13 protein-coding genes are annotated in these 13,315 nt (G+C 67.1%); 10 read left to right on the forward strand and 3 right to left on the reverse strand.

Translation table 11 applies throughout. The features are described from left to right. Positions 1-61: 61 nt before the first annotated feature. Positions 62-2,017, reverse strand: a complete 1,956-nt coding sequence (gene htpG, locus AB0B25_RS00600) for a molecular chaperone HtpG (RefSeq protein ID WP_357172563.1) — start codon at positions 2,015-2,017, stop codon at positions 62-64. After that, on the reverse strand, positions 2,014-3,612 hold the full coding sequence (locus AB0B25_RS00605; protein ID WP_357173249.1) for a TM0106 family RecB-like putative nuclease: 1,599 nt from the start codon (positions 3,610-3,612) through the stop codon (positions 2,014-2,016). Before AB0B25_RS00605 ends, htpG begins: the two co-directional genes overlap by 4 nt. A 269-nt stretch (positions 3,613-3,881) precedes the next feature. Between AB0B25_RS00605 and AB0B25_RS00610 the strand changes: the two genes are divergently transcribed. The 9 genes from AB0B25_RS00610 to rraA all read left to right on the forward strand — a co-directional run bounded on the left by AB0B25_RS00610 (position 3,882) and on the right by rraA (position 9,386). Next, positions 3,882-4,526 (forward strand): DUF6474 family protein, encoded by a 645-nt coding sequence (locus AB0B25_RS00610; protein ID WP_357172566.1) that lies wholly within the window; start codon positions 3,882-3,884, stop codon positions 4,524-4,526. Between the two features lie 17 nt (positions 4,527-4,543). Continuing rightward, the gene (locus AB0B25_RS00615; protein ID WP_357172569.1) at positions 4,544-5,089 is read left to right on the forward strand and encodes a hypothetical protein; all 546 of its coding nucleotides are present in this window, start codon (positions 4,544-4,546) and stop codon (positions 5,087-5,089) included. A 40-nt stretch (positions 5,090-5,129) separates the two neighbouring features. Further along, positions 5,130-5,789: a YcnI family protein gene (locus AB0B25_RS00620; protein ID WP_357172572.1), complete on the forward strand. Its 660-nt coding sequence runs from the start codon at positions 5,130-5,132 to the stop codon at positions 5,787-5,789. 23 nt (positions 5,790-5,812) lie between these two features. Beyond that, positions 5,813-6,325 (forward strand): copper resistance CopC family protein, encoded by a 513-nt coding sequence (locus AB0B25_RS00625; protein WP_357172574.1) that lies wholly within the window; start codon positions 5,813-5,815, stop codon positions 6,323-6,325. Next, positions 6,322-7,284: a CopD family protein gene (locus tag AB0B25_RS00630; RefSeq protein WP_357172577.1), complete on the forward strand. Its 963-nt coding sequence runs from the start codon at positions 6,322-6,324 to the stop codon at positions 7,282-7,284. The genes AB0B25_RS00625 and AB0B25_RS00630 overlap by 4 nt, the downstream gene beginning before the upstream one ends. 37 nt (positions 7,285-7,321) lie before the next feature. Next, on the forward strand, positions 7,322-7,777 hold the full coding sequence (locus AB0B25_RS00635) for an SRPBCC family protein (protein ID WP_357172580.1): 456 nt from the start codon (positions 7,322-7,324) through the stop codon (positions 7,775-7,777). 60 nt (positions 7,778-7,837) lie between these two features. After that, positions 7,838-8,212 (forward strand): DUF5313 family protein, encoded by a 375-nt coding sequence (locus AB0B25_RS00640; RefSeq protein WP_357172583.1) that lies wholly within the window; start codon positions 7,838-7,840, stop codon positions 8,210-8,212. Positions 8,213-8,283: 71 nt separating this feature from the next. After that, positions 8,284-8,649 (forward strand): DUF5313 family protein, encoded by a 366-nt coding sequence (locus AB0B25_RS00645; RefSeq protein WP_357172586.1) that lies wholly within the window; start codon positions 8,284-8,286, stop codon positions 8,647-8,649. Between the two features lie 257 nt (positions 8,650-8,906). Then, complete coding sequence (gene rraA / locus AB0B25_RS00650) at positions 8,907-9,386, forward strand: ribonuclease E activity regulator RraA (RefSeq protein ID WP_357172589.1); 480 nt, start codon at positions 8,907-8,909, stop codon at positions 9,384-9,386. Between the two features lie 52 nt (positions 9,387-9,438). Here the strand turns inward: rraA and AB0B25_RS00655 are convergent, their stop codons facing one another. After that, entirely contained in the window at positions 9,439-9,657 is a 219-nt protein-coding gene (locus tag AB0B25_RS00655; protein ID WP_357172592.1) for an RNA-binding S4 domain-containing protein, read from the reverse strand. A gap of 260 nt (positions 9,658-9,917) precedes the next feature. On the opposite strand from AB0B25_RS00655, the gene lysX reads away from it, so the two are divergent. Continuing rightward, entirely contained in the window at positions 9,918-13,241 is a 3,324-nt protein-coding gene (lysX, locus tag AB0B25_RS00660; RefSeq protein WP_357172595.1) for a bifunctional lysylphosphatidylglycerol synthetase/lysine--tRNA ligase LysX, read from the forward strand. Positions 13,242-13,315: the final 74 nt, after the last annotated feature.

Genomic DNA, 13,315 nt, shown 5'->3' on the forward strand with positions numbered 1-13,315 from the left:
GGTGCCGAAACCGGTATGACGCGGCCGGAGGGCAGCGGCGCCGCCCTCCGGCCGCGGCGACTCAGAGGGTGCGGGTGAGCCGATCGGTCAGGATGTGCGCGAAGTGCGCCGGGTCCTTCAACTCGCCGCCCTCGGCCAGCACCGCCGTGCCGTAGAGCAGTTCGGCGGTTTCGGTCAGCTCGATCGCGGCGCCCTTTTCGGCCTCGTCCTTCTTGGCCGAGTACGCATCACGCAGTCCAGTGACCAGCGGATGGGTTGGATTCAGCTCCAGAATCCGCTTGGACTCCGGCAATGCCTGACCCGAAGCGCGGTACATCCGTTCCAGCATCGGCGTGAAGTCGAAGACATCGCCGACCAGACAGGCCGGGGAGGTGGTGAGCCGGTTGGTCAAACGGACCTCCTTGACGCTCTCCTCCAGCGCCTTGCCCAGCCAGGTGAGCACATCGGCGAAGTCCTTGTCCTGCTGTTCACGCAGTGCCTCGGAGGCTTCCTTCTCTTCCGCGGTCTCCAGGTCGACCTCGCCCTTGGCAATGGACTGGAACGCCTTGCCGTCGAACTCGGGCACCGAGCCGACCCACATCTCGTCGACCGGGTCGGTCAGGATCAGCACCTCACGGTCCTTGGCCGTGAACGCCTCCAGGTGCGGTGAGCTCTCGATCTGCTGACGGGTCTCGCCGGTCATGTAGTAGATCGTGTCCTGGCCCTCGGGCATGCGCTCCACGTACTGGGCGAGCGTGGTCAGTTCCGACTGGGAGTTCGTCGAGGCGAACGAGGACACCTGCAGGATGGTGTCGCGGTTGTCGAAGTCCGACAGCAGGCCCTCCTTGAGGACGCGGCCGAACTCCCGCCAGAAGGTCTGGTAGTTCGTCTGGTCCTCGGCGCCCTGCAGGTCCTTGACCGTCGAGAGCACCTTCTTCACCAGTCGCTTGCGGATCATCTGGATCTGGCGGTCCTGTTGCAGGATCTCGCGGGAGACGTTCAGCGACAGGTCCTGCGCGTCGACGACACCCTTCACGAAGCGCAGATATTCGGGCATCAACTCTTCGCAGTTGTCCATGATGAACACCCGCTTGACGTAGAGCTGCACGCCGCGCTTGTGCTCGCGGGTGAACAAGTCGAACGGCGCCTGCGAGGGGATGAACAACAGCGCCTGGTATTCGAAGGTGCCCTCGGCCTTCAGCGGGATGATCTCCAGCGGATCGTCCCAACCATGGCTGACGTGCTTGTAGAACTCCTTGTACTCCTCGTCGGAGACCTCGCTCTTGGGGCGGGTCCACAGCGCCTTCATGGAGTTGAGGGTCTGGTCCTCGACAACCGTGGTCTGTTTGGCGTCGTCGCCCTCCCCTTCGGTGACGGTCCGCTCGACCTGCATGCGGATCGGCCACGCGATGAAATCGGAGTACTTCTTGACGATCTCGCGCAGCTTCCAGTCTTGCGTGTAGTCGAAGAGGTGGTCGTCCTCGTCGGCCGGCTTGAGCTGGAGTGCGACGGAGGTACCCTGCGGGGCCTCGTCGAGTTCTTCGATCGTGTAGGTCGAACTGCCCGCGCTGGACTCCCACCGGGTGCCGGTGGTCTCGCCCGCGTGCCGGGTGGTCAGCGTCACCTTGTCGGCAACCATGAATGTCGAGTAGAAGCCGATGCCGAACTGGCCGATCAGCTCCCCGGCCGCGGCCTCGGACTTGGCTTCGTTGAGTTTCTTGCGTAGCTCGGCGGTGCCGGATCTGGCGAGGGTGCCGATCAGGTCGATCACCTCGGCGCGCGACATACCGATGCCGTTGTCCCGTACGGTCAGGATCCGGTTGTCCTTGTCGACCACCAGCTCGATGTGTAGGTCTGATGTGTCGACGTGCAGATCCTTGTCCCTGAAGGATTCCAGCCGCAGCTTGTCCAGCGCGTCGGAGGAGTTCGAGATCAGCTCCCGCAGGAAGGTGTCCTTGTTGGAGTAGACCGAATGAATCATCAGGTCGAGAAGCTGATGCGTCTCGGCCTGGAACTCTAGTTGTTCGACGTCTGTCACGTCGCGATAGTACGACGACCGAAATCGGCTAGGCCAGCAACCTCGCCATCGGCCCTCGTCGTCATCCATTCGCGCAGCACCTGGGTTGCGCGGACGTCGTCCTCGTTGTACTCCAGCAGTCGGGTGCGCTGGGAGAGGTCGGGCGTGCCGTCGTAGCCGACGGCCAGCCGATACCAGCTCATCGAAGCCTCACCGCCGGCCTCGGGATCGCGCCAAGCGAATCCGGCGACCGGAGCGATCTTTTTCAGCCCCTTGCCATTCGGGCAGATGAACTGGTCCGAGACGGCCTGGAACATGTCCACCCATTGCGGACCGTCCACGAAAGCGCGCACCTGGTCCACTGTCGGCACGCCGGGACGGCCCGCGAACCGGCGAGCCGACTCGTACAGCCACTTGTCCTCGGCCGTGCGCGAGTAGCAGTAGGCGGCGAAGGTTTTTCCGGCTGTGGCGGCCTCCGCGCGCACCGTCATCAACCAGGTCCAGAACTCACCGAACGAGCGGCCCTCGTCGTCGGTGGGGAGCGGGTTCCACGTCACGAACGGGCGATACACCCCGTCCAGCAGCGTCCCCCACAGGTAGGCGCCGTACTCCTGGAAGCTCTCCAGGTCGACGTCCACCTCGACGTCCGCCCGCCGCACCCGCACCTGCTCGACCCGACGCACCAGCGGCGCGCCCGCGATCCAGGCCCGCGCGGTGACCACGGCCTCGTCGAACGGGCCGTGCTGCCAGTCCTCGGGGTCGTCGCCGACCCAGGCCGCCAGATCATCGATCGTCTCGACGCCATGTCTGCGCAGCACCTCGGCGCGCGAACCAGGCGCCACCAGGCTGACGTCACGGTGTTCGACCAGCCAGCTCTCGCAGCTCGGCCCTTCGACGCCGCGCGTCCACCACGGGCACTGCCGGCATTCGGGCACCTTCGATGGGACGGTCGGCAGTTCGCCACGCACCACCGCGATCCGGTCGGCGTAACGCAGGTCGTAGTCGGCCAGCAGCGGGCCGAGATCGTGCACCAGGATGCGGTCGAACTGGTAACCGATCACGCCGCCGACCAGCGCGGGACTGGCCAGACCATGGCGCTGCAGCATTCGGTGCAAGTGGGCGAGGCGCTGCACGTCACGGGGTTGTTGACGCAACTTGCGATGCGGATCCGGTTGCGGATTCCAGTGATAGAGGTCCGAGGTGGTCGGATGGAAGTCGGCGGGCTCCGGCTGACGTGGGTCGGTCACCTTGTGGTTCACCACGATGATCGGAATGTATCCGCCGCGCTCGATATCGCGCAGCAGGATCTCCGACCCGCCGCGCCTGCCGGTATCCGGCTCTTGCGGCAGCAGTCCGCCCCAAATGTGGCGCGCTCCCGCCGCGCACGCGCGCATCGTCGCCTCGGCCCGCTCGGCGGCTCGACACCCGGGATCGATGACCACCCAGGCGTCCGGGTCGGCCGCGACCAGCGCGTCGCGCACCCTGGCGCGGTGGGCGGTCGCCGCTTCCCTGCGCTGGCGGACGCCCGGGTCCTCGGAAAGTCCCGCTGGAGCCTCGGGGTGCGTCGCATCCAGATGCAGCCGATGACGGCAGCCGATCAACGCTCTGGCATCGATGAACGCGGTCGGTGCGTCGGCCGGCCGATCGACGGCCGTACCGTTGCGCTTGCGACCATCCCGGTCACCGATGTCCGAATCCACGCTATGCAGTATGGTCCCTCCCCCCGACAACTCGACTAATCGAGAGGCCAGGGCGGGCGCGGGCCCCACTACCCTCGCGGCGCTCGACACGGACCCGATAGGGTATCGGCAAACCGTGTGACATGGGCGGACGGGCTTCCCCGGCGCCGTACTGCCATGGCAACCAGCATGACGGAGGGCGTTCGATGGGGTTGTTCACGAAGCGCAAGCGGCGCCCGAGCCGCAGGGCCGAGGCGAAAGCCCTCAAGCACAAGGCCACGATCGAGGCCAAGCTCGCCGCGAAGAACGACCGCAAGGCCCGCCGCGCCGAGGCGCGCACCCAGCGCAAGGTCGCCAAAGCGCAGATCGCCGCGTTCCAGGCCGAAGAGAAGTCCGCGCTCAAGGTGGCGGCCAGGGCCGAGCGCGACCCGTTCAGCGCGAGCCAGGTCAAGAAATACCTCGGCGTGGCACGCGTTCTCATCCCGGTGCTCGCTCCGCTCGCCTACCGCGGCGCGACCTTCCTTCGCGGCAGGCTCGACACGCGTCGCGCGCAGCAGCTCGGCGTCGGCATCGAACAGCTCGGCGACTTCACCGGGCATGGCGCCAAGCTGCAGGCCAGGATCACGAATACCGAAGCGGCGCTGGACGAGATCACCACACGAGACGGCAAAGACAAGGGCGAGACCCAGAAGTTCGTCAGCACCACCGAGGACCGCCTCGGCAGTCTGACCGCCGCCGTACGCACCGCCGAGCAGATGCCGGCCTCGCGCCGCCGTGCCGTGCACGCCTCGATCTCCCACGAGCTTTCCGGCATCGAGGCCGACGTCCTGGCCCGCCTCGGCGTGCGCTGACCACCACCACCACCGCGGTGCCCTCGTATCCGATCACCGGCCACCTCCGCGGTGGCCTGGTCGGTGTACTCGTGGGTGTGCTCGCCGTCGCCGCGCACGGAGTCGCGGGCGGCGGTTTCCCCGGCTCGAGCGAGCTGACTCGGGTGCTGCTGATCGCTACGGCGGTCGGCTCGGCGGCGGGCGCGATACCGTCCGGCCGACGTCCGACCGTGCTGGTCGGACTACTCGGCGCCGGTCAACTGGTAAGCCATGGCGCGCTGGCGGGTCTGCTCGGCCACCAGCACGCCGAAACCACGGGTGTCGCGCGACTTTCCACGGACATCGCACCGCCGACCGGGTGGATGCTCGTCGCGCACACTGTCGCGACACTCGGCTGCGCGGCGCTGATCGTGCTTACCGAGCGGCTCTACGCGGCCGCCTCCGGCGCGCTGCACGCGATATCGGTGCCGGTGCGCCGAGCGCGGGGCGTCACCGCTGCGCGCTGGTCCTGCCCTGGCCTGCCGCCCTACCGCTGTCCCGCGAACGGCGCGATCGGTCCGCGTGCGCCACCGGTGTCGATCTGATCTCCCGACACCCACTTTCCCTCGGACAGAAGGCTTTCCTATGCACAGCTCGATTTCGCGGGCCGTCGGTACGGCGGCGGCCACCGCGGGTCTCCTCCTGCTCGCCGGTGGTACCGCCGCGGCGCATGTCACGGTGGACGTGCCCGACGCTACCCAGGGCGGGTACGCCGTGGCCACGTTCCGGGTGCCGACCGAATCGGACACCGCGAACACCACGGCGCTCACCGTCACCGTCCCCCATCTGAAATCCGCGCGGACCGAACCGATCCCGGGTTGGTCGGCCAAGATCGAACGCAACGACAAAGCCGAGATCACCGCGATCACCTGGACCGCCGATCCCGGGGCGCCCGGCATCGCACCGGGACAGTTCCAACGTTTCGCGGTGTCCGTCGGCCCACTGCCCAAGCAGAATTCGATCAGCTTCCCCGCCAAGCAGACCTACTCCGACGGCAAGGTCGTCAGTTGGGACCAGCCGGTCGGGTCGGATGGTAACGAGCCCGAACACCCCGCACCGTCGGTCACCCTCGCCGCCGCGCATGCGGACCACGGGGACGCGCACAAGGTGGACAGCGGGGCCGAGACGGCTTCGGAGTACGCGATCGACAACACCGCACGCCTACTCGGCGGCATCGGCCTCGCGCTCGGCTTGCTCGGCGTGGGGCTCGGTCTCGGCACCGTGATCCGTGGGCGGCGCTCGTGATTCGACGGCTACTCACTGCGTTCGTGGCAGGTGTGTTCCTGCTCGCATTCGGCATCGCCGCGACCGGTATCGCGTCCGCGCATTCGGCGCCGACCGCGAGCGTCCCGGATGACAACGCGACTGTCGACAGCGGCCCGGCGCGGGTCAGCATCACCTTCAACGAGGAGCTGCAACCCAGCTTCCCGGCGCTCACCGTGGTCGGCCCGGACGGCAATCTGTGGTCCAAGGACGATCCGGTAGTCGACGGCAAGACCGTCAGCGTCGCTGTCGGCGAGCTGGGACCGGTCGGCGAGTACACCATCGGCTACCGGGTGACCTCCGCCGATGGACATCCGGTCAGCGGCAAGCGGCACTTCACGCTCAGCAAGCCGGGCAACGGAACACCGGGTCCCAAGCCGAACGCCCACGCGGGCGGTGGCGAGAGCGGCTCGGGCGGGATTCCGCTGTGGGTGTTCATTGTCGGCGCCGTCGTGCTGTTCGGCGGCGGGCTCGCGTTCGCGCTGTTCGGCGGCAGGAGCCGGAAACCGAAACGGTGAACGACAGAACGATCGGCGGCCGGGGCGGTGCGCGGCGCGAGACCGTCGGCACACCGTGGTTGGCGCCGCTGCTGGTCACGGTATCCGGGCTGCTCGGCGTGGCACTTGCCTGGGCGTTGAATCTGCCCGGGACGATACCGGTGCAGGCCGTTGTCCGGGTGTTGGCCGATGGCATCGGAGCGACCGTGCTCGGGCTGGCCGCGCTGCCGAGGGTGCAGCCACGGCTGCGCACACCGTGGCGGCTGGTCGCGGCGCTGGCCGGGGTCTGGGCGGCCGCCGAGTTCGCTGTGCTGGTGTTCGAAGCGGCCGAGGTCGTCGGCGTCCCACCGGCCCGGCTCGGCGCCGCGGAATTCGGCGCCTACCTCGTGGACATCAGCGGCGGCCAGGTCGGGATCGCGATCCTGGTCGGCGTCGGCGCGGTGGCCGGTGGGTCGGCACTGGCCTTCCGGCAGCCCGACGCCATATCGACCGACCTGGTGCTGGTGTTCGCGGCGGTCGCGCTGGCCCTTCGACCGATCACCGGGCACATGTCGCAGCAGGTGCTGGGCTCGGTACTCGCCGCGGTGCACGCGTTGGCAGCGGCGGCTTGGTTCGGGCTCTTGATCGCGCTGGCGCTGGTTGTGCGCACCCGCGGCGAGTGGGCGATCGCCCTGCCGAGGTATTCGGAAGCGGCGTTGCCTTTGGTGGCGACGGTGGCGGTGACCGGGCTGCTGAACGGCGTGATCCGGATCGGCGGGATCACACCGTTCGTCACCACCGGATACGGCAGGATCCTGCTGGCGAAGGCAGTGGTGCTGATCGGGTTGCTCGCGCTCGGTTGGTGGTGGCGGCGCGCCTGGGTGCCGCGAGCTGCCGACCATCGGATGGGCGCGGACGGTTCGCTGCGCCGCGCGGTCATCGAGGTCGGCGTCATGGCGCTGGCCTTCGGCCTGGCCGCGACGCTGGCGGTCATCGCATGATCGAACGACCGTTATCGTCGCCGATTACTGTTTCCGCATGACCGAAGTGCAGATCGTCGAGGCGTGCGTAGCCTCGGCGGAGTCCGCGTTCGCGTACGTGAACGACTATCACCACCTGCCGCTCTTCCTGCATGGCATGCAGTCCTTCACCCCGGTCGGCGGGCAGACCGTCGGGCTCGGCGCCACTTTCGACGGACACATGACGTTGGGGCCCGCCTCGTTGCAGTCACGGATCGAGGTGGTCCGCTGGGAAGAGAACTACGCCATCGCGGTGCGGTCGATCAAGGGCTTCGAGGTCGAATCGACCTTCCTGTTCCATGCCGAAGGTCCCGCTCGATGCACCGTTGACGCGATCGTGGACTTCCGAGTGCCCGGCGGTCTGGCGGGGCGAGCCCTCGGCAAGACGATCGAGCCATTTGTGAAGATCGCCGTACAGCGCAGCACGAACAACCTGGTCACCCAAATCAGTGACTTCCATGCCTCGCGTCAGTAGCTGTCGCGCCCACGAACCCCATGGTTGCGCGGGCGAAGCCGACGCCGGAATGCTGGAAGCGTGAACGCGACACCCTCCTTCACCCAGCGCATCGGCTACATCTGTGGCCGTACGCTGCCGAACTCGATGTCCGAGTGGGTGCGTCAGGACCTGATCGGCCCCGGCGCGACGCGGCGTTACCTGATTCGGGTCCTGGTTCCGATCATCCCGGTCCTCATGCTGTTCCTGCTGCTGCCCGGCCCACTCTGGATGGGCTTGGCGATGATGGCGCTGCTCTATCTACCGCTGATCTACTTCACAGTGGCTCTGCTGTACGTCTACCGACGCCATCGACTGATCAAACACGGCCTCGATCCCACGCTGGCGGACGCCGATGCCCGCCGCCGGGGTGAGCGCGAACGCCTCGCGTACGAGCGCAGACACGGGCGTGCCTGAGCGACGCGGCACCTGCGCCGACTTGGGTCCGGCCATGGCGGTGATCCAGACCACGGGCATAGCCTGGAGGCATGAAAACTCCCACGATAAGGCAACGGATCGCCTATGATCTGGGCCGCGAGCTCCCTGAGGAGCTGCACGAGTGGGTCATCCACGACCTCGTCGGACATGGGGCCATGGAGCGATACCTCGTCCGGTTTCTCGGTCCGATCATCCCGTTCTTCGCCCTGGTGCTGTTGTTCCCCGGGCCGATGGCCCTGAAGATCGGCTTGATCGTGATGATGATCGTTCCGCTGGTCGTATTCACGGTCGCGCTCAGCTACGTCTGGCGCCGCTTCCGACTGGTCCAGCACGGTCTGAATCCGGAGATGGTGGACCACAACAAATTCTCCGACCACGACCGCGCCTTGTACGAACTGCGTTACCGGCACAGATAGCGCCGCACATGGCCACGCGCGTACAGCCGGCAACTGCCGCGCACGCACTGTCGGCACCTGCCACGCACGCGTATGCGGCACACCATCACCTCCCAAGACACCCACCACAGCGCGAGTCTTACCAGCGCTGTTCGCGGCCCGGTTCGGTTCGGAGCGGCCGACCCCGCAGATGACGCAGTCACGAGCGTCCGCCGCTCGGACACGAACCACAAGGGGGCCGCGAACACGCCGTGCCGAACGCACGGCAAAATAACCACATGCAGAATGTCGTCGCTACCGCCGATCTGGCTGATGAGATCGGCCCGGAGATCCGCAGCTGCGACACCCAGTTCACCCAATTCGGCGGCCGTGAGGCGTTCTCGGGGCGGATCACCACCATCCGGTGCTTCCAAGACAACCTGCTGGTCAAGCAAACGCTTGGCGAACCGGGCGAGGGCAAGGTGCTGGTCGTCGACGGCGGCGCCGGTATGCATACCGCTCTGGTCGGCGACATCATCGCCGGGCGTGGTGTCGAGAACGGCTGGGCAGGCGTCATCGTGAACGGGGCGGTGCGGGACGCCGCGGTCCTGCGCACTCTCGCTATCGGCATCAAAGCGCTGGGCACCAATCCGCGCAAAAGCACTCAGACCGGCAGCGGTGACCGCGATGTCCCGGTCGAGTTCGGCGGTGTCACGTTCGTTCCGGGCGACATGCTCTACAGCGACTGTGACGGCATCGTCGTGCGCGCCGAGGACTGAGTCCGGGCCACTGGCGCACGCCGCCGCGTCCTGACCGTCGTTCGCGCCGTGATCAGCTGGACACCCTCGCCTTGTGCCCGGCGATGGCGACGATGTCGCCGACGTGCAACTGCCGTCCACGCCGTAACTCGACTTCGTCGTTCACTCGCACCAGCCCGGAGGCGATCACCGTCTTGGCTTCCGAACCGGATTCGATCAGGTTGGCCAGCTTCAGAAACTGGCCGAGCCGAATAACGTCGTCATCGATCGGCACATCGACTGGTTCTGGCATGGGATAAATACTTACTCCCCTGCCCACCCGCGCCGAAAACCGCCCTGGACCCACAGCGACCGGTGCGCACCACTCGATCACCGCCCCGGAACTCCGAGGGATCGCCGCACATGCGAAGCGATCACGAGTGGCGAGCACTCGGAGCCGAGCCCGAGGCGGTCACGAACACGCAGCGCCACGGGCGCTGCCGACAAACCCAGCACGAACACGCCGCGTCACAGGCGTGGCAAATTAGATAGCGCAACGTACACACTGGTTCGGTGACATCCTTGCAAGCCCAGCAACACCTCGACCCCGCACCACCCGCGGATCGCCCGACGCCTCCGGTCCCCCACCGGGGGCACGGGCGACTCGCCGAGGTGCCGCACATCGCTGGATTGGCCCTGGGTGTGTTCGCGGTGCTGTGCTTCCTGTGGAGCCTCTCGCCCGGACTGCGCTACCTGACCCAGATACCGCGCCGCTACATCGATATCTATTACTTCGATGCGCCGGACACCAACTTGATGTGGGCGCTGGTCGTCAGCTTCCTGGCGGGCGCGATCGCCAGTCGCAAACGGATCGCCTGGTGGTTGCTGCTCGGCTATCTCGCGCTCTACGCGTTGTCCAACGGTCTGGACTTCGCTGAAAGCGGCGATATCAACGCTTTGGTGGCCATGGTGCTGCACCTCGGGGTGATCGGCGTGCTGATCGCGGCGTGGCGGGAGTTCTACACCAAGGTGCGCCGTGGTGCGGGTTGGACGGCGCTCGGTGTGCTGATCGGCGGCTTGACGATCGGTTGCCTGCTCGGCTGGGGGCTGGTGGAGATGTTCCCCGGAAGCCTCCCGCAGGGACCGCAGCGGGTCGGCTGGGCGGTCTACCGGGTGACCGCGGCGGTGCTGGTGGACAACGAGCACTTCGACGGCCACCCACGGCCGTTCGTCAATTTCCTGCTGGGTCTGTTCGGCGCCATCGCGTTGCTGGCGGCGGTGGTCATCCTGCTGCGCTCGCAGCGCGCGGCGAACGCGATGACCGGGACCGACGAGTCGGCGATTCGCGGACTGCTGGAACGCTCGGATGTGGAGGATTCGCTCGGTTATTTCGCGACCCGGCGCGACAAGGCGGTGGTGTTCGCACCGAGCGGCAAGGCGGCGGTGACCTACCGGGTGGAACTGGGTGTCTGTCTGGCCAGCGGCGATCCGCTCGGCATCCGCGAGGCATGGCCGCAGGCGATCGATGCCTGGCTGCGCATGGCCGACCGGTTCGGCTGGGCCCCCGCGGTGATGGGCGCGAGTGAACTCGGCGCGACGGCCTATCGGCGGGCGGGCCTTTCCGCGCTACGGCTGGGCGACGAAGCGATTCTGGACACCAGGAACTACTCGCTGGCCGGTGCGGAGATGAAGCCGGTGCGTCAAGCCGCGAATCGGCTACGCAAACACGGCATCACGATCCGCATTCGCAGGCACCGCGACATCCCGGCCGAGGAGTTCGCTCGGGTCATCGCCCGAGCGGACGCCTGGCGGGACACCGAGACCGAGCGCGGATTCTCGATGGCCCTGGGCAGGCTCGGAGATCCGCTGGACGGCGACTGCTTGCTCGTCGAGGCGGTCAATCCGCAGGACCGGGTGCTCGGCATGCTGTCGCTGGTGCCGTGGGGTCGCACGGGCGCGTCGCTCGAGTTGATGCGGCGCGACCCGCAGAGCCCGAACGGCGTGATGGAGTTGATGATCTCGCAGCTCGCGCTGACCTCCGAGCTACACGGCATCACGAAGGTGTCGTTGAACTTCGCGGTGTTCCGGTCGGTGTTCGAGGAGGGCGGCCGGATCGGCGCCGGACCTGTCCTGCGGTTGTGGCGTGGTGTGCTGCTGTTCTTCTCCCGCTGGTGGCAGCTGGAGGCGTTGTATCGCTCGAACGTGAAATACCAGCCGCACTGGGTGCCGCGGTTCTTCCTGTTCGAGGAGCGCAGGCAACTGCCTCGCGTCGCGCTGGCCAGTGCGCTGGCCGAGGGGTTCCTGCCGCGATTCGGCAAGGCCACCGACACCGTGACGCATACCGGTGTGTACAGCGCGGCGCCCACCAGCATGACGGGCTTGCACAGCGACGGTAGTCCGCCCGACTGCACCGTGATCGAGAGCGAGGAGCAGCAGCCGCGCAGGCCCGAGCAGGTGCGTGTGCGCATGGACAAGCTTGCGCGCCTCACTGATTCCGGTGTCGACGCCTACCCGGTCGCCTATCCTCCGACGCATACCGTCGCCGAAGCGCGGCGGTCCCCGCGCGGCACCACGGTCCGGGTCTGCGGCAGACTGCTGCGCATCCGTGACTACGGCGGCGTGATCTTCGCGGTGGTGCGTGACTGGACCGACGACATCCAACTGGTCATCGATCGCGAGCGGGTCGGCGTCGAACGCAGCGCCGAGTTCGGTGAGTTCTTCGACCTCGGCGACCTGATCGAGGTGAGCGGCCAGATCGGGCGCAGCCGCCGCGGCGAACTGTCGCTGCTCGCGGCGGACTGGCGGATGCTCGGCAAGTGCCTACATCCACTGCCGGACAAGTGGAAAGGGTTGGCGGACCCCGAGGCCAGGGTGCGCCAGCGTTACGTCGACATGGCGATCAACACCGAGAGCCGCGAGCTGCTCGCCAAGCGCAGCGCGGTGCTGCGTTCGCTGCGCGATTCGTTGAACTCCTGGGGATATCTGGAGGTGGAGACCCCGATCCTGCAGCAGGTGCACGGTGGCGCCAACGCGACGCCATTCCTCACCCATATCAACGCCTACGACCTGGATCTGTACCTGCGGATCGCGCCCGAGTTGTACCTCAAGCGGCTGTGCGTCGGCGGTATGGAGAAAGTGTTCGAACTCGGTCGGACCTTCCGCAACGAGGGCGTCGACTTCAGCCACAACCCCGAGTTCACCATTCTCGAGGCATACGAGGCGCACAGCGACTACGAGCGCATGATGCACACGTGTCGTCAGTTGATCCAGAATGCCGCGCTCGCCGCGAACGGTGCGATGGTGGCCCTGCGGCCCACCGAGGACGGCGCCTTCGAGCAGGTGGACATCTCCGGCGAGTGGCAGGTCAAGACGGTGCACGGCGCGGTATCCGAGGCGATCGGCGCCGAGATCACGCCGGATACCAGCGTCGAAGAGCTGCGCGAACTGTGCGAGAAAGTCGAAGTGCCGTACCAGTACGGTTGGGACGCCGGCCAGGTGGTGCTGGAGATGTACGAGCATTTGGTCGAGTCCCGCACCGAGGAGCCGACGTTCTACATCGACTTCCCCACCTCGGTGTCGCCGCTGACCAGGGCGCATCGCAGCATCGCCGGCGTCACCGAGCGATGGGATCTGGTCGCCTGGGGGGTAGAACTCGGCACCGCTTACAGCGAGCTCACCGATCCGGTGGAGCAGCGGCGCAGGCTCACCGAGCAGTCACTGCTCGCGGCGAACGGGGATCCCGAGGCGATGGAACTGGACGAAGATTTCCTGCAGGCGCTCGAGCACGCGATGCCGCCTACCGGCGGGCTCGGCATGGGCGTCGATCGTCTCGTCATGCTGATCACCGGCCGCAGTATCCGTGAGACGTTGCCGTTTCCGCTGGTAAAGCCGCGTTGAGCGGAAACCGCGGGCGAAGAACTCACATCGACTGAATCGGGCAGCTACGCTTGGACATTCGGCTCCGGGAGGAG

Origin of the sequence: Nocardia sp. NPDC049190, assembly GCF_040648115.1 — a bacterium.
Classification (GTDB): domain Bacteria; phylum Actinomycetota; class Actinomycetes; order Mycobacteriales; family Mycobacteriaceae; genus Nocardia.

Bases quoted from the DNA above. Each gene is read 5' to 3' on its own strand.
- AB0B25_RS00610 (WP_357172566.1), top strand. From the start codon at position 3,882: ATGGGGTTGTTCACGAAGCGCAAGCGGCGCCCGAGCCGCAGGGCCGAG.
- AB0B25_RS00620 (WP_357172572.1), top strand. From the start codon at position 5,130: ATGCACAGCTCGATTTCGCGGGCCGTCGGTACGGCGGCGGCCACCGCG.
- AB0B25_RS00635 (WP_357172580.1), top strand. From the start codon at position 7,322: ATGACCGAAGTGCAGATCGTCGAGGCGTGCGTAGCCTCGGCGGAGTCC.
- AB0B25_RS00645 (WP_357172586.1), top strand. From the start codon at position 8,284: ATGAAAACTCCCACGATAAGGCAACGGATCGCCTATGATCTGGGCCGC.
- rraA (WP_357172589.1), top strand. From the start codon at position 8,907: ATGCAGAATGTCGTCGCTACCGCCGATCTGGCTGATGAGATCGGCCCG.
- AB0B25_RS00655 (WP_357172592.1), bottom strand. From the start codon at position 9,657: ATGCCAGAACCAGTCGATGTGCCGATCGATGACGACGTTATTCGGCTC.